This window comes from Streptomyces sp. NPDC059008, assembly GCF_042749045.1.
Taxonomy (GTDB): Bacteria; Actinomycetota; Actinomycetes; order Streptomycetales; family Streptomycetaceae; genus Streptomyces.
The window spans coordinates 18673-34471 of record NZ_JBHYJC010000059.1; the positions used below are offsets into that span (position 1 = coordinate 18673).

The 15799-nt window shown below is 70.1% G+C and carries 15 protein-coding genes; 4 read left to right on the top strand and 11 right to left on the bottom strand.

The genetic code is table 11. The annotated features are described in order from the left end of the window. Positions 1 to 76: 76 nt before the first annotated feature. Positions 77 to 1438 carry a Pup--protein ligase gene (gene pafA / locus ACFWZH_RS35795; RefSeq protein ID WP_384441322.1) on the bottom strand — a complete coding sequence of 454 codons (1362 nt, stop codon included), beginning with the start codon at positions 1436 to 1438 and terminating at the stop codon, positions 77 to 79. Positions 1439 to 1447: 9 nt separating this feature from the next. Beyond that, positions 1448 to 2707, bottom strand: a complete 1260-nt coding sequence (locus ACFWZH_RS35800) for an MFS transporter (RefSeq protein WP_384441325.1) — start codon at positions 2705 to 2707, stop codon at positions 1448 to 1450. A gap of 127 nt (positions 2708 to 2834) precedes the next feature. On the opposite strand from ACFWZH_RS35800, the gene ACFWZH_RS35805 reads away from it, so the two are divergent. Continuing rightward, positions 2835 to 3941 (top strand): LacI family DNA-binding transcriptional regulator, encoded by a 1107-nt coding sequence (locus ACFWZH_RS35805; protein ID WP_384441328.1) that lies wholly within the window; start codon positions 2835 to 2837, stop codon positions 3939 to 3941. 48 nt (positions 3942 to 3989) lie between these two features. Here the strand turns inward: ACFWZH_RS35805 and prcA are convergent, their stop codons facing one another. From prcA to arc, 6 genes are all read right to left on the bottom strand, one after another. Beyond that, the gene (prcA, locus tag ACFWZH_RS35810) at positions 3990 to 4850 is read right to left on the bottom strand and encodes a proteasome subunit alpha (protein WP_384441331.1); all 861 of its coding nucleotides are present in this window, start codon (positions 4848 to 4850) and stop codon (positions 3990 to 3992) included. A 66-nt stretch (positions 4851 to 4916) separates the two neighbouring features. Then, positions 4917 to 5762 carry a proteasome subunit beta gene (prcB, locus tag ACFWZH_RS35815; RefSeq protein ID WP_384441334.1) on the bottom strand — a complete coding sequence of 282 codons (846 nt, stop codon included), beginning with the start codon at positions 5760 to 5762 and terminating at the stop codon, positions 4917 to 4919. After that, positions 5714 to 5926, bottom strand: coding sequence for an endonuclease VII domain-containing protein (locus ACFWZH_RS35820; RefSeq protein ID WP_384441367.1), 213 nt, complete (start codon positions 5924 to 5926; stop codon positions 5714 to 5716). Before ACFWZH_RS35820 ends, prcB begins: the two co-directional genes overlap by 49 nt. Positions 5927 to 6123: 197 nt before the next feature. Further along, positions 6124 to 6342, bottom strand: coding sequence for a ubiquitin-like protein Pup (locus ACFWZH_RS35825; RefSeq protein WP_006607619.1), 219 nt, complete (start codon positions 6340 to 6342; stop codon positions 6124 to 6126). Positions 6343 to 6531: 189 nt separating this feature from the next. Further along, on the bottom strand, positions 6532 to 8043 hold the full coding sequence (gene dop, locus ACFWZH_RS35830; RefSeq protein WP_384441338.1) for a depupylase/deamidase Dop: 1512 nt from the start codon (positions 8041 to 8043) through the stop codon (positions 6532 to 6534). Between the two features lie 277 nt (positions 8044 to 8320). After that, positions 8321 to 10087, bottom strand: coding sequence for a proteasome ATPase (arc, locus tag ACFWZH_RS35835; RefSeq protein WP_384441342.1), 1767 nt, complete (start codon positions 10085 to 10087; stop codon positions 8321 to 8323). Positions 10088 to 10336: 249 nt separating this feature from the next. Between arc and ACFWZH_RS35840 the strand changes: the two genes are divergently transcribed. After that, positions 10337 to 10630, top strand: coding sequence for a ferredoxin (locus ACFWZH_RS35840; protein WP_384441345.1), 294 nt, complete (start codon positions 10337 to 10339; stop codon positions 10628 to 10630). 45 nt (positions 10631 to 10675) lie between these two features. Here ACFWZH_RS35840 and ACFWZH_RS35845 read toward each other — a convergent pair whose 3' ends face one another. The 3 genes from ACFWZH_RS35845 to ACFWZH_RS35855 form a co-directional block, all read right to left on the bottom strand. After that, positions 10676 to 11260, bottom strand: a complete 585-nt coding sequence (locus ACFWZH_RS35845; protein WP_384441348.1) for a hypothetical protein — start codon at positions 11258 to 11260, stop codon at positions 10676 to 10678. A 298-nt stretch (positions 11261 to 11558) separates the two neighbouring features. After that, positions 11559 to 12494 (bottom strand): tRNA (adenine-N1)-methyltransferase, encoded by a 936-nt coding sequence (locus ACFWZH_RS35850; RefSeq protein ID WP_384441351.1) that lies wholly within the window; start codon positions 12492 to 12494, stop codon positions 11559 to 11561. A gap of 100 nt (positions 12495 to 12594) precedes the next feature. Continuing rightward, positions 12595 to 13857: a site-2 protease family protein gene (locus ACFWZH_RS35855; RefSeq protein WP_384441354.1), complete on the bottom strand. Its 1263-nt coding sequence runs from the start codon at positions 13855 to 13857 to the stop codon at positions 12595 to 12597. Between the two features lie 181 nt (positions 13858 to 14038). On the opposite strand from ACFWZH_RS35855, the gene ACFWZH_RS35860 reads away from it, so the two are divergent. Together ACFWZH_RS35860 and ACFWZH_RS35865 are read left to right on the top strand one after the other, a co-directional pair. Beyond that, a complete protein-coding gene (locus ACFWZH_RS35860; protein WP_384441357.1) occupies positions 14039 to 14971 on the top strand; it encodes a RecB family exonuclease in 933 nt (310 codons plus the stop codon). A gap of 105 nt (positions 14972 to 15076) precedes the next feature. Next, positions 15077 to 15748 carry a response regulator transcription factor gene (locus ACFWZH_RS35865; protein ID WP_066975498.1) on the top strand — a complete coding sequence of 224 codons (672 nt, stop codon included), beginning with the start codon at positions 15077 to 15079 and terminating at the stop codon, positions 15746 to 15748. The last annotated feature ends 51 nt before the right edge of the window (positions 15749 to 15799 follow it).

Below are 15799 nucleotides of genomic sequence, written 5' to 3' on the forward strand. Positions count from 1 at the left end.
CGTGGACCTCCCCCGGGACAACACAGCGATGCGCCGGGAGCTGTCCGCTCCCGGCACACCACCCCTTCCCCGCGGGTCACATCCCGGCGATCAGCTTCTCCACCCGGTCGTCCACCGAACGGAACGGGTCCTTGCACAGGACCGTGCGCTGCGCCTGGTCATTGAGCTTGAGGTGCACCCAGTCGACGGTGAAATCGCGCCGCTGCTCCTGGGCCCGGCGAATGAAGTCACCGCGCAGCCGGGCCCGAGTGGTCTGCGGCGGCACCGACTTGCCCTCGAAGATCTTCAAGTCATTGCAGATCCGCGCCGCTTGGCCCTTCCGCTCCAGGAGGTAGTAAAGCCCCCGGCGACGATGAATGTCGTGGTACGCGAGGTCTATCTGCGCCACGCGCGGATGGGACATGGTGATGTTGTTCTTCGCGCGGTACCGCTCGATGAGATGGTGTTTCATCACCCAGTCGATCTCGGTGGAGATCCGGTCGAGATCCTCGTCCCGGATCGCCTCCAGCGTCCGGCCCCACAGCTCCAGGACCCGCTCGACGAGACCGGTGCGGATTCCGCGGCGTTCGCAGAAATCCACGGCCTTTTCGTAGTACTCCTGCTGGACTTCGAGCGCCGACGCCTCGCGCCCGCTGGCCAGCCGCACCTTGCGCTGGCCGGTGATGTCGTGGCTGACCTCGCGGATGGCCCGGATCGGGTTCTCCAGCGTCAGATCACGCATGACCGTGCCCGCCTCGATCATGCGCAGGACGAGATCCGTGGCGCCCACCTTGAGCATCATCGTCGTCTCGGACATGTTGGAGTCGCCGACGATGACATGCAGCCGGCGGTAGCGCTCGGCGTCCGCGTGCGGCTCGTCCCGGGTGTTGATGATCGGACGGGAGCGGGTGGTCGCCGAGGAGACGCCCTCCCAGATGTGCTCCGCGCGCTGGCTGACGCAGTAGACGGCGCCCCGCGGAGTCTGCAGCACCTTGCCCGCGCCGCACAGCAGCTGACGGGTGACGAGGAACGGAATGAGGATGTCCGCGAGCCGGGAGAACTCACCATGGCGGGCGACGAGGTAATTCTCGTGGCAGCCGTAGGAGTTTCCCGCCGAATCGGTGTTGTTCTTGAAGAGATAGACGTCGCCCGCGATTCCCTCCTCATGCAGGCGGCGCTCGGCGTCGACGAGCAGGCCCTCGAGAATGCGCTCGCCGGCCTTGTCGTGGGTGACCAGCTCGGTCACGTTGTCGCACTCGGGAGTTGCGTATTCCGGGTGCGAACCCACGTCCAAGTACAGGCGGGCGCCGTTCCGCAGGAAGACATTGCTGCTGCGGCCCCATGACACGACACGGCGGAAGAGGTACCGCGCCACTTCGTCAGGCGACAGTCGGCGCTGTCCCCTGAACGTGCACGTGACGCCGTACTCGTTCTCCAGCCCGAAAATGCGGCGGTCCATGACTGAACATTACGCCTGACGGCCTGCTCTGAAACCGGGTTCGACGGCCCCGTTTCGATCATTTTCCGCCGGGGCCGCCTCCGCCGTACGCCGCTCGGGCTCCCCGAGAAATCGCTTCGTCGACAAAAGGACGGCCAACGCGGCAAGACCACCCGCGCCGGCCACCGCGAAACCCGCCGCCGCACCGCCGGCCTCCACCGCCGGGCCGGCCACCGAGGCGCCCACGGCCGAGCCGACCCCGAACGTCGTCACCAGCCACGAAAACGCCTCCGTCACCGTCCCCTTGGGCGCGTGCCGGTCCACCACCACGAACGCACAGGCCAGCGCCGGCGCCAGAAACACCCCGGCCGCCCCCGTCAGCGCCGTCATCCCGACCACACCGGGCACCAGCGCCAGCGGCAGGTACCCCAGCGCCAGCAGCGCGACGAGCAGCCGCAGCCGACCCTCCGGCCGTCCCGGCCACTGCCGCGCTCCGTAGACGATGCCGCCGAGCAGTGCGCCCGCGCCCAGCGCGGAGAGCAGCCAGCTGGAGATCATCCCGCCGCCGTGCTCGTCGGCGTACGCCACCGCCGCGACCGCTATCGACCCCAGCGCCAGCCCCACGAACAAGAACGCCCCGATCAGCACCAGCATCCCGGCCGAGCGCAGGGCCCCCAGCCAGTGCGCCTCCCGTGGTGCGCTGCGCCACCGCCGGGACGGCTCGGAGACCACGACGGAGAGCGCGCCGAGCACCCCGACCGCGTTGATGACCAGGAGCGCGGCCCCCGCCGACCAGACCGCCACGCACAGCGTCACCAGCAACGGCCCCACCGCGAACATGACTTCCTGCGCCACCGCGTCCAGCGCGTACGCGGCGTGCACCTGGTCCGCGCGCCGGAGCACTCCCGGCCACAGCGCCCGCAGACCGCCCTCCAGGGGCGGGGTGAAGACACCGGCGATCACCATGGCGACGTAGGACAGCCACAGCACCTCCAGGCCGACGACCGCCAGCAGCGCCATCCCGAGGGCGGAGAGCACCGCGGCGGGCAGCATCACCCGGGGCTGGCCGTAGACGTCCACGGCCCGCCCGAGCAGCGGCTGGCCGATGGCGGTACACACTCCGTAGACCGCGGAGAGCGCGCCGGCCAGCGCGTAGCCGCCGCCCTCGGCGCGTACGAACAGCACCACCGCCAGCGCGGCGGTGGCGTTCGGCAGCCTGCCGACAAGGGTCCCCGTCAGCAGCCGGACCGCGTAACGGGTCCTGAGCAGCTCCGCATATCCCGCGGCCATCGCCGCTCCTTTCCGTCCGGACCAATCGAACGTACACGTGTTACGTATAACCTGCGCAGTTATACGTACCATGGCGACACCCCGCGGTCCACCCCGCAGCGGCCGAAAGCGAGGAGTGAAACACCCGGTGACCAGCAACGAGGCCACGCCACCTCCCGGTACGACCGCCGGCTCCACGGGAGCGGCCGGCGCCGCGCCCCCCGGTCGCCCGGCCACCAGCCGGGATGTCGCCCGCGCCGCCGGGGTCTCCCAGGCCGCCGTCTCCCTCGTCCTGGGCGACAAGTGGCAGGGCCGGGTCTCCCCCGGCAAGGCCGAGGCGGTCCGCGCCGCCGCCCGTGAACTGGGCTACCGCCCCAACCTCGCCGCCCGCAGCCTGCGCATGGGCCGCACCCGTACGGTGCTCCTCGTCGTGCCCGCCCTGACCACCGAATTCTTCGCCCGGGTCTACACCGGTGCGGCCCGGGTCGCCGCCGACCACGGCTTCGGCGTCGTCCTGTACCCCTCACCCGAGGGCGTGGGCCCCGCGCGCGACCCCTTCGACTCCGCCGCGGCCACCCTCGACGGAGTGCTCGCCTCCTCCATGGCCGCCGAGGCGCTCACCGCCCTGCGCACCGCCGGCCTGCCGCTGGTCATGCTCGACAGCGACCCCGGCGACGACCGGGCCTCGGCCACCGTCAACCTCGATATCGCCGACGGCGTACGGCAGTTGACCGGCCATCTGCTCGCCCTCGGCCACCGCCGCATCACCCACCTCGCGGCCGCGGTGGACTCCTGGACCTTCCGCGTACGCGCCCGCGCCGTCTCCGCGGCCCTCGACGGCGTCCCCGGCGCGCTGCTGCGCCGCGAGCCGGCCGCCCTCGGCGTCGACGCCGGACTGCGCGCCGCGCATGCCGCCCTGACCGGCCCCGGCCCCCGCCCCACGGCCCTGCTCTGCGACGACGACATCATCGCCGCGGGCGCCTGCAAGGCCGTCCGCCGCCTCGGCCTGCGGGTCCCCGAGGACGTCTCCGTCACCGGATTCGACGATCTCGCCCTCGCACTCGCCGTCGAGCCGGAGCTGACGACCGTACGGCTGCCCGCCGAGGAGTTCGGCGAGGCCGGTATGCGGGCCCTGATGGCCGTACTCGACGGCCGCCCGGAACCGGCCCCCACCCTGCCCGTGGAGCTGGTCACCCGCGGCTCCACCGCCCCGGCGGCGGCCGGCGGCGACAACGCCGCGCGCCCCGGCGGGTGAGGACCCACCGGGGCGCGCGATCCGGGCAACCGGCCCGGAAGCGGTACGTCAGAGCAGCGGCTCCCCTTCGGGACCGTCCTTGTCCGTAGCGTCCTTGCCCTTGGCTCCCTTGCCCTTGGCGCCCTTGGTGCCGCTCTCCTCCGGGGCGGCTCCGGACTCGCCGGCCGCCGCGTCGGCGTCCGCCGCCGGCTCCTCGGCACCCGCCTCACCGCCGCCCTCCAGCAGACGGGCCAGCTGACGGCCCAGGATCCGCTTGAACTTGCGCTGCTGGGGCCGCGTACGGTCCAGGGTGGCGACCTCCAGCTGCTCGGCGGTCAGCGTGCGCTCACCGCCGTTGGTGTCGCGCGAGAGCGACTCCACGGCCAGCTTCAGCGCCTCGGACAGCGTCATGCCGTCGCGGTGGCGCTGGTCGAGGTAGCTGCTGATCTGGTCCGCGTTGCCGCCGACCGCCACCGAGCCGTGCTCGTCGACGATCGAGCCGTCGTGCGGCAGCCGGTAGATCTGGTCGTCCTCGGGGGCGCTGCCGACCTCGGCGACGATCAGCTCGACCTCGTAGGGCTTCTCGGCGGCGCTGGAGAAGATCGTGCCGAGCGTCTGGGCGTAGACGTTGGCGAGGCCGCGCGCGGTGACGTCCTCGCGGTCGTAGGTGTAGCCCCGCAGATCGGCGTAGCGCACCCCGCCGATCCGCAGGTTCTCGAACTCGTTGTACTTCCCGACCGCCGCGAAGGCGATCCGGTCATAGATCTCGCTGACCTTGTGCAGGGCCCGGGAGGGATTCTCGGCGACGAAGACCACGCCGTCGGTGTACTGCAGCACCACGACACTGCGGCCGCGCGCGATGCCCTTGCGGGCGTACTCGGCGCGATCGGCCATGGCCTGCTGGGGTGAGACATAGAACGGCGTCGACACCGGCTATCCGTCCCTTCCTGTCAAGAGCTCGTTCAGTGGCGAATGCATAGCGGAACATCCGTCCCGTCAGAGCAGCGCGGCACGCGGGCCGTCGGGCTGGTCGAGGCGGCGCTCGTAGATGGCCCGGGCGATCTCCGCGACCTCGGAATCGGCGAGCTTCTTGAAGCCCTCGTCGGTGATGACCGTGACGATCGGGTAGATCCGCCGGGTCATGTCGGGCCCGCCGGTCGCCGAGTCGTCGTCGGCGGCGTCGTACAGCGCCTGGACGACGGCGGTGGCGGCCTGATCCTCCGTGAAGTCCTCCTGGAAGAGCTTCTTCAGAGCACTGCGCGCGAAGACCGAGCCGGAACCCGTCGCCGCGAATCCCTGCTCCTCCGAGCGCCCGCCGGTCACGTCGTACGAGAAGATCCGGCCCTTCTCGCGGTCGAGGTCGAAGCCGGCGAACAGCGGCACCACGGCCAGGCCCTGCATGGCCATCCCGAGATTGCTGCGAATCATCGTCGACAGACGATTCGCCTTGCCCTCCAAGGAGAGTTGGGCACCCTCGACCTTCTCGAAGTGCTCCAGCTCCAGCTGGAAGAGCTTGACCATCTCGACCGCGAGGCCGGCCGTGCCGGCGATGCCCACCGCGCTGTACTCGTCGGCCGGGAAGACCTTCTCGATGTCCCGCTGCGCGATGACGTTGCCCATCGTGGCCCGCCGGTCACCGGCGAGCACCACGCCGCCGGAGAACGTCGCGGCCACGATCGTCGTGCCGTGCGGCGCTTCGATGGCGCCCTGCACCGGCGGCAACGGGCGGTTGCCCGGCAGCAGCTCGGGCGAGTGCGCCCCGAGAAAGTCCATGAACGACGAGGATCCAGGCGTCAGGAAGGCAGCTGGTAGACGCCCGGTGCTTCGAGTGTTGGCTTCCACACGATTCCTTCCAGATACTCGGCCGCCCGCCTCAAGACGTCCGGCCGATCCTTGAATTGGCCCAAGGCTGCGTTGCAACTGAAGCACAGTACGCCTCGGACCTTACCCGCCTCGTGATCGTGATCCACATGTACGGGGTCGGCATCCAGGCAGATCACGTACATCCGGCGCCGCTGCGTGATGCGGCGCGTCGCGCTCGGCTTCGGTGATGCCGGCAGTGGCGGCCGAACGCCCGGCCACCCACTGCCGGCATCACCCCTGGAGCCCGTCACGCCGATGGCGATCCGCCACCGAACGGAGCGAGTGGCAGCACTCGCTCACGTCCGGTCCGGCGCTTCGCCCCCCTCGTTCACATACGTGATTACTGGCCGCCCTTTTGCACGAAGGAGCGCACGAAGTCCTCGGCGTTCTCCTCGAGCACGTCGTCGATCTCGTCCAGGACGGAGTCCACGTCGTCGCTCAGCTTCTCCTGGCGTTCCTTGAGGTCTTCCGAGGCCTGCGCGTCCTGTGTCTGCTCCTCGACCTCTTCCGTGGAACGCGTGGCCTTGGCCTGTCCGCCGCCGCTGTCCTTGGTCGCCATATCCCTCACCCCGCTCGGTTCGCCCCGCTCGATGTGACCTTCAAGATCCGACCCTACAAGCAGGGTCCGACATCGGCCCTGCACTTGCTGCAACGCCCGGGAGTCACCTCGATGATTCCCGCATCGCGGCGATTTCAGCCGCGGAGCAGCTGCGGATCGCCGCGAAATCTGTCGTGCACCTGCCGTGCATCAGCGGCCGGAAAGCGTCCTCACCAGCTCCTCTGCGGTACGGCAGCGGTCCAGGAGCTCCTTGACGTGCCTGCGGGTCCCGCGCAGCGGCTCCAGCGTGGGAACCCGCTGCAGGGAGTCACGACCGGGCAGATCGAAAATGACCGAATCCCACGAGGCGGCCGCGACGTCGTCCGCGTACTGCTCCAGGCAGCGGCCGCGGAAGTACGCCCTGGTGTCCTCTGGGGGCTTCTGCTGGGCGCGCTGGACGTCGGGCTCGTCCAGGAGCCGCTTCATCTTCCCGCGGGCCGCCAGACGGTTGTACAGGCCCTTCTCGGGGCGCACGTCGGCGTACTGCAGGTCGATGAGGTGGAGCCGGGCCGCGTCCCAGTCCAGGCCGTCCCGGCGGCGGTAGCCCTCCATGAGCTCGCGCTTGGCGACCCAGTCGAGCTCGCCGGACAGGCTCATCGGATCGTTCTCCAGCCGGCCGAGCACGTCCTCCCACCGGGTGAGGACGTCCTTGGTCTGCTCGTCCGCATCCGCTCCGTAGCGGTCCTCGACGTACTTGCGGGCCAGCTCGAAGTACTCCATCTGGAGCTGTACGGCGGTGAGCGTACGACCGCTGCGGAGGGTGATCAGGTGTTGCAGGGTGGGGTCGTGCGAGACCTGGTGGAGGGTGCGCACGGGCTGCTCGACGGCGAGGTCGACGGCGATGAAGCCGTCCTCGATCATGGACAGCACCAGGGCGGTGGTGCCCAGCTTGAGGTAGGTGGAGATCTCGGAGAGGTTCGCGTCGCCGATGATCACGTGGAGCCGCCGGTACTTCTCCGCGTCGGCGTGCGGTTCGTCGCGGGTGTTGATGATGGGCCGCTTGAGGGTCGTCTCCAGGCCGACCTCCACCTCGAAGTAGTCGGCGCGCTGGCTGATCTGGAAGCCGTGCTCGTGGCCGTCCTGGCCGATACCGACCCGGCCGGCGCCGGTGACCACCTGGCGGGAGACGAAGAACGGCGTCAGGTGCCGCACGATGTCCGAGAAGGGGGTGTCCCGCTTCATCAGGTAGTTCTCGTGCGTGCCGTAGGAGGCGCCCTTGTTGTCGGTGTTGTTCTTGTAGAGGTGGATGGGCTGGGCGCCGGGCACCTGGGCGGCCCGCTCGGCGGCCTCGGCCATGATCCGCTCGCCGGCCTTGTCCCACAGGACGGCGTCGCGCGGGTTGGTGACCTCGGGGGCGCTGTATTCGGGGTGTGCGTGGTCGACGTAGAGCCTGGCACCGTTCGTGAGGATGACATTGGCCAGGCCGATGTCCTCGTCGGTGAGCTGGCTGGCGTCGGCGTTCTCGCGTGCGAGGTCGAAGCCGCGGGCGTCCCGCAGCGGGTTCTCCTCCTCGAAATCCCAGCGGGCACGGCGTGCCCGGTGCATCGCGGCCGCGTAGGCGTTGACTACCTGGGATGAGGTGAGCATGGCATTGGCGTTCGGGTGGCCGGGGACGGAGATCCCGTACTCCGTCTCGATTCCCATTACTCGCCGTACGGTCATGCGGCCCTCCTTGCCCGGCGGCGCCCCCGGATGGGGTCGGCGCTCAAGTACCGCTGAGTCTGCGTTCCGTGTGCGTGCCCCACGCCCGCACAGCGTGACGCAGCGGTACCGAAGAGCCTAGAACGCCTTTGCGGCGCTGGGGAGATCATTACAGTCATTGCTCCAGTCCGGTTTTCCCTGGTCCATCGCGCTCTTTATCGGGAGCGTCGGCGATGCTCCCGGAAATGCGTCCGGCTGCGGACGCCCCGTGCAGGACATCCGCAGCCGGAGAGCGGTGTTACAGGTATTGGCCGGTATTCGCCACCGTGTCGATGGAACGGCCGGTGTCGGCGCCCTGCTTTCCGGTGACCAGGGTGCGGATGTATACGATCCGCTCGCCCTTCTTTCCGGAGATCCGGGCCCAGTCGTCCGGGTTGGTGGTGTTGGGCAGGTCCTCGTTCTCCTTGAACTCGTCCACGCATGCCTGGAGGAGGTGGGAGACCCGCAGACCCTTCTGGTTGTGTTCGAGGAAGGCCTTGATGGCCATCTTCTTTGCGCGTCCTACGATGTTTTCGATCATCGCACCGGAGTTGAAGTCCTTGAAATAGAGGACTTCCTTGTCACCGTTGGCGTAGGTGACCTCCAGGAAGCGGTTCTCCTCGGATTCCGCGTACATCTGCTCGACGACGGACTGAATCATTCCGCTGACCGCCGCCTTGCGCGAGTCGCCGTGTTCGGCGAGGTCGTCGGCGTGCAGCGGGAGATTCTCCGTGAGGTACTTCGAGAAGATGTCCTTGGCGGCCTCCGCGTCCGGGCGCTCGATCTTGATCTTCACGTCGAGCCGGCCGGGGCGCAGGATCGCCGGGTCGATCATGTCCTCGCGGTTCGAGGCGCCGATCACGATCACGTTTTCGAGGCCTTCGACACCGTCGATCTCGGAGAGCAGCTGGGGGACGATGGTGTTCTCCACGTCCGAGCTGACTCCGGACCCCCGGGTACGGAAGAGGGAGTCCATCTCGTCGAAGAAGACGATGACGGGGGTGCCCTCGCTGGCCTTCTCCCTGGCGCGCTGGAAGACCAGCCGGATGTGCCGCTCGGTCTCGCCGACGTACTTGTTGAGCAGCTCGGGGCCCTTGATGTTGAGGAAGAAGCTCTTCCCCGCGGGCTGCCCGGTCACCTCGGCGACCTTCTTGGCAAGGGAGTTGGCGACCGCCTTGGCGATGAGCGTCTTGCCGCAGCCGGGCGGGCCGTAGAGCAAGACGCCCTTGGGCGGGCGGAGTTCGTGCTCCTTGAAGAGGTCGGGGTAGAGGTACGGGAGCTCGACCGCGTCCCGGATCAGCTCGATCTGGCCGCCCAGACCACCGATCTTGGTGTAGTCGATGTCCGGGACCTCTTCGAGGACCAGTTCCTCGACCTCGCTCTTGGGGATGACTTCGTAGACGTAGCCGGAGCGGGGTTCGAGAAGCAGGGCGTCGCCGGGGCGGATGGTGGTGTCCAGCAGCGGCTCGGCGAGCCTCACCACCCGCTCCTCGTCGGTGTGCCCGATGACCAGGGCGCGCTCGCCGTCCTCGAGGATCTCCTTGAGGGTGACGATGTCGCCGGCGCTCTCGTACTCCATGGCCTCGACCACGTTGAGCGCTTCGTTGAGCATGACCTCCTGGCCGCGCCTGAGGTCCTCGGACTCCACGCTCGGGCTGACATTGACCCGGAGTTTTCTGCCTCCGGTGAAAATGTCGACCGTGCCGTCCTCGTTCGCCTGCAGGAAGACACCGAAGCCGGCCGGCGGCTGTGCCAGCCGGTCGACCTCTTCCTTGAGGGCGACGATCTGGTCGCGGGCCTCGCGGAGAGTATTGGCGAGACGCTCGTTCTGCGCCGAGACGCCGGCCAGGTTGGTCTGCAGCTCGACGATCCGCTCTTCGAGAATCCTCGTGTGACGCGGAGAGTCGGCGAGCTTGCGTCGCAGGACGGCGATCTCCTGCTCGAGATAGGCAACCTGACCGGCGGGATCTTCAGACCCCCGCCCCGGCCGGATGCCGCGGTTGATGTCGTCGTCGTGGGCTGCCACGGTCCTCACCTCCTCCAAGGAGCTGGACGCTTCCTGACCCTACCTGGGCCGGTGCAGGTTGAAACCCCTAGATCGAAAAGACTGTCGGGGTGTGTCCGATCTTCACCCTTGCGCACGTCCTCACGCCAAGGGAATACCCACCCATCAACATCGGAAAGCGAGCGGTTGTATCGTCGAGTCGGTCAACACCCGTCAGGGCTGGCGCCACTTAGACAAAAACGGTTCACGTACGCAGGAACGGCAGGCGAGATGACCGCACAGGACGAAGCCCCGGAGCTGGAAGTCTGGATCGACCAGGACCTGTGTACCGGAGACGGGATCTGCGCGCAGTACGCGCCGGAGGTCTTCGAGCTCGATATCGACGGTCTGGCCTATGTGAAGAGCGCCGACGACGAGCTGCTGCAGGAGAAGGGAGCCACAACGCCCGTCCCGCTGAAGCTGCTCGCCGACGTGCGGGACTCGGCGAAGGAGTGCCCGGGGGACTGCATCCACGTCCGCCGCGTGAACGACCTCGTCGAGGTCTACGGGCCGGACGCGGAGTAGCCCTCAGGGTGCGGAACGCTCCCCTCGGGCACACCGGGTGACCGGTCAGACACTCTGAGGCCTCATGGCGGCGGGGAGTTCGCTCTGAACGAACTTCCCGCCTCGCCATTGCCACTTGACCTTCTTGTGCACGTCCGGGCAGCAGCGCGGTACGTCGAGGTCGGAGTAGCCCAGGAGCTCCGTGGAGACCGCGCCGGCCTTGATGGCGAGGGTCTGGACGCTGAGCCGCTGCGCGGGCGCGAGAAGCGTCGCCACGACCCGCGGCGCGGCCTTCTCGTCGGTGGGCCGGGCGAGGACGAAGACGCCGCTGGGCGGGGTGCCGGTCTCGCTGTGGCAGCGGACCACCGCGACGGTCTCGGTCGTACCGTCGCCGTCGAGGTCGCCGGAGGCCTTCTTCACCACGTCGAGGCGGGTGGGTCCGCAGTCGACGGGGAAGGACACCCGGCTCGGGTCGGGGGCGGCCGCGGAGGGCTTGCCGGAGCGGGCGTCGCGGGCGGGCGTGGCGGTGGCATCGGGCGGCTGGACGAGGGACGCGGCCGCGACGACCGCCGAGACGGCGGTGGCGGTGGCGAGCCAGTGCATGGGGCGCGGCTGGGTGTGCAAGAGGTCCTGGCCTGCCATGGGCTGCACGCGGGGTAACTCCTGTGAAGTGCTGTGCCGGTGGGAGTGCCCAGCATCGTTCCACAGGAGGGGGCGGCAAGGAACCAGCTGGGCCGGAGTTTTACGGGTTTCCCATGAGGCCTCCTGCAGGGCGTCACGGGCGGCCTTACGGGGGCAGACCCGTAGGGCGTCGCGCGGGCGTCCCTTAGGGGTCCGGCGGGCCCCTGGCCGGTGAACGCAGGGGCGCCGCCGGCGGTTCCCCGGTGGGGGAACTCGTCGGCGGCGCCTGTCGGTTCGGTGGCCGGATCCGGCCGGTCGCCGCGGGGCGTCAGTCGCGCCCGTCGGCGGCGGCCCGGTCCTTCCCCGAGGCGGCGGTGTCCCGGCCACCGGGGCCGGTGTAGTCCTCGCCGTACGCGCCCTTGGCGGGGCGGCGGCGGCGCAGCGGGGGCTCGACGCCGTCGGCGAGGCGGCGGGCGGTCAGCAGGAAGCCGGTGTGGCCGATCATGCGGTGGTCGGGGCGGACGGCGAGGCCCTCGACGTGCCAGGTGCGGACCATGGTCTCCCAGGCCGACGGCTCGTTGAAGGTGCCGTGCTCGCGGATCGCCTCGACGGTGCGGGCCATCTGCGTGGTCGTGGCGACGTAGGCGCAGAGGATGCCACCGGGGACCAGGGCCTTGGAGACGGCCTCCAGGCACTCCCAGGGAGCGAGCATGTCGAGGATGACGCGGTCGACGTCGGTGTCGGAGAGGTTGTCCTGGAGGTCACCGACGGTGAGCGTCCATGCGGGGTGCGGGCCCCCGAAGTAGCGCTCGACGTTCTGGGTGGCGATCTCGGCGAAGTCGGCGCGGCGCTCGTAAGAGTGCAGCATGCCGTCGTCGCCGATGGCGCGCAGCAGGAAGCTGCTGAGCGAGCCGGAGCCCACACCCGCCTCGACGACGCGGGCGCCGGGGAAGATGTCGGCCATCGCCAGGATCTGCCCCGCGTCCTTGGGGTAGACCACGGCGGCGCCGCGGGGCATGGACAGGACGTAGTCGGGGAGCAGCGGGCGCAGCGCAAGGTAGGCGACGTTCCCGGTGGTACGGACAACACTGCCCTCGGGAGCACCGATCAGCTCGTCGTGGGGGAAGGCTCCCTTGTGGGTGTGGAAGCTCTTGCCCTCTTCGAGCGTGAAGGTGTAGTGGCGTCCCTTGGGGTCGGTGAGCTGGACCTGGTCCCCGACCTTGAAGGGCCCGCGACGGCGGGCGGCACCGGTCGGTTCGGACATGTGACCAGCCTACCGGCCCGTTGGGGCGCCGCGGACCAGTGGGCGGGGCCGGGCGCGGCTCAGGGTGAGCAGGGCGCCCCCGGAGGCGGACCGAGCCCCGTCAAGCCGCCTTGCGGGCCATGGCGGAGACGAAGGCCCGCTCGACGTCGGCGGTGGACAGGACGCCGTAGATCTCGCCGGTCTCCTCGACGACGAGGTACTCGGTGGCGGGGGTGGCGCGCAGGTAGTCCAGGAGGTCCTCGCCGGCGAGCTCGGCGGAGACCCGCATACCGTCCTTGAGGTCCTGGGCGAGGGTGCCGACGGGTACCCAGGGGCGGCGGTGGTCGGGGACACCGACGATGGCGGCCTCCCGGACGAGCGCGGTGGGCGTGCCCTGCGGGTCGACGACGACCAGGGCGCGGGCGCCGGCGTCGTTGGCGCGGCGCAGCGCCTCGGAGAGCGGCGTGGCGGTCTCGACGGGCACCGCGCGCCGGGTCAGGGTGCGGGCGGTGAGGTCCGGGAGGCGCTCGCGCAGCCGGGCCATGCGCAGGCTGTTGCCGGCGCCGGTCCAGATGATGGCGGCGAGGATCGCGGCGAGCAGGGCGTCGGTGAGCGAGTCGGCGCCGCCGAGCTCGGGCCGGTCGTTGCCCAGGGCCCCGGTGTGCGTGAGCAGCGGCAGCCCGATGAGGACGGTGACGGCCAGCGCCCGGCCGACCCAGGCGGCGGCCACGGTGCCGCGCATGGGATTGCCGGTGATCTTCCACACGACGGCGCGCAGCATCCGGCCGCCGTCCAGGGGGAGGCCGGGCAGCAGGTTGAAGACCGCGACGATGAGGTTGGAGATCATCAGGCCGGCGAGCAGGACGCCGGGGACCGTGCCGGGCTCGACCATGTGCATCCCGGCGTAGAAGACGCCGGCCAGGACGAGGGAGAGCAGCGGGCCGACGAAGGCGAGGACGAACTCCCTGCCGGGCGTCTCGGTCTCCTTCTCGATCTCCGAGACGCCGCCGAAGAACTGCAGCTGGATGCGGCGTACGGGGAGCTTGAAGCGGAGCGCGGCGACGGTGTGCGCCAGCTCGTGGACGAGCACCGAGGCGTAGAAGGCGACGGCGAAGAAGAGCGAGACGAGGTAGCGGGCGGCGCCGAGTTCGGGCAGCACCCGCTCCAGCTGGCCGCCGAAGACCCAGGTGATCAGGGCCGCGACGAGGAACCAACTGGGGGCCACGTAGACCGGCACGCCGAAGGGACGGCCCATCAGGATGCCGCCTCCGCCGGGCCTCTTGCCCGGCGGCGGCACCTTCGGCCCGTCGGCCCCCTTGGACGGCTCGGGCGGCTGGGGCCGCACGGACTCCTCGGGATCCTGCGGCTTCCCGCTGTCGTCCACGGTGTGGCGTCCCCTCATCGAATACGGCATTCGCCCCTGCTCGGCCTGATATCTCGATCATGCAGGGCGAAAGGGTCCGGCGTCGATGGTATGCGGAGCGTTCGGGCCCGGTCCGCTGCGGGGCCCTTACCGCTCGTGGCCGTTCGGCGCTTGTCAGTGGCGGGCCGTAGGGTTTGGTGGCATGGGATGGAGCACGGAGCAGGCCGGGGCGGGGACGCAGGGTGCCGAGGCGGCCGCGGCGGGGGCGGACGAGGGCCGGCAGGCGCGGCCGCCGATGGCGCTGTCGCCGTCGCGGGCCAGTGATTTCATGCAGTGCCCCCTGCTGTACCGCTTCCGGGTGATCGACAAGCTGCCGGAGAAGCCGAGCGCGGCGGCGACCCGGGGCACGGTCGTGCACGCGGTGCTGGAGCGGCTCTTCGACGCGCCGGCGGCGGAGCGTACGGCGGCCGGGGCGCGGGCGATGGTGCCGGGCGAGTGGGAGCGGCTGCTGGCGAAGCGGCCGGAGCTGGCGGAGCTGTTCGCGGACGACGCGGAGGGTGAGCGGCTGGCGGGGTGGCTGGCGGAGGCCGAGGCGCTGGTCGAGCGGTGGTTCTCGCTGGAGGATCCGACGCGGCTGGAGCCGGCCGACCGCGAGCTGTATGTGGAGACGGAGCTGGATTCGGGGCTGCGGCTGCGGGGGTTCATCGACCGGGTGGATGTCGCGCCGACGGGCGAGGTGCGGATCGTCGACTACAAGACCGGTAAGGCGCCGCGGCCGCAGTTCGCCGAGGGCGCGCTGTTCCAGATGAAGTTCTACGCGCTGGTGGTGTGGCGGTTGCGCGGGGTGGTGCCGCGGCGGCTGCAGCTGGTCTATCTGGGCAGCGGCGATGTGCTGACGTACGACCCGAGCGAGGCCGATCTGCGGGGCGTGGAGCGGAAGTTGCTGGCGTTGTGGGAGGCGATCCGGCTGGCGACGGAGACCGGCGACTGGCGGCCGCGGCCGACGAAGCTGTGCGGCTGGTGCGACCACCAGGCGCACTGTCCGGAATTCGGCGGCACTCCCCCGGTGTACCCGCTGCAGGTGCGCCCGGCGGACGGTGCCGGGGGGCCGCAGGGCAGAATGGAGACGATCTAGGTCTGCCATGGGTCGGGGCCGGAAAGCCGGGCCAGGCGTCGCGGGCCAGGCCGTGACCCATCGGACAGACCCTGAGCCCAGTCCGGGCACAACGAAGGAGAGCTCGTGGCCATCCGCGTCCTGCTGGTCGACGACCAGCCCCTGCTGCGTACGGGATTCCGGATGATTCTGGAGGCGGAGCAGGATCTGGCGGTCGTCGGGGAGGCCGGTGACGGTCTGCAGGCACTGGAGCAGGTGCGGGCGCTGCAGCCCGACGTGGTGCTGATGGACATCCGGATGCCCCGGATGGACGGTGTCGAGGCGACCCGGCAGATCACCGGTCCGGCCAAGGACGGCCCGGCGAAGGTGCTGGTGCTGACGACGTTCGACCTGGACGAGTACGTCGTCGAGGCGCTGCGGGCCGGGGCCAGCGGCTTTCTGCTGAAGGACGCACCGGCCCATGAGCTGGTGCAGGCGATCCGGGTGGTGGCGGCGGGCGAGGCGATGCTGGCGCCGAGCATCACCCGCCGGCTGCTGGACAAGTACGCCGGGCATCTGCCGTCGGGCGAGGAGCCGGTGCCGGACACCCTGCACACTCTCACCGAGCGCGAGGTGGAGGTGCTCAAGCTGGTGGCGCGCGGGCTGTCGAACGCCGAGATCGCCGCGGATCTGTTCGTCAGCGAGACGACGGTCAAGACGCATGTGGGCCACGTACTGACGAAGCTGGGGCTGCGCGACCGGGTGCAGGCTGCGGTGTACGCGTACGAGAGCGGTCTGGTGCGCCCGGGCGCACAGTGAGCCCACGGGGCGCGCATACGGCGGCGGGGCCGGTCCGGGGATGTCCCGGGC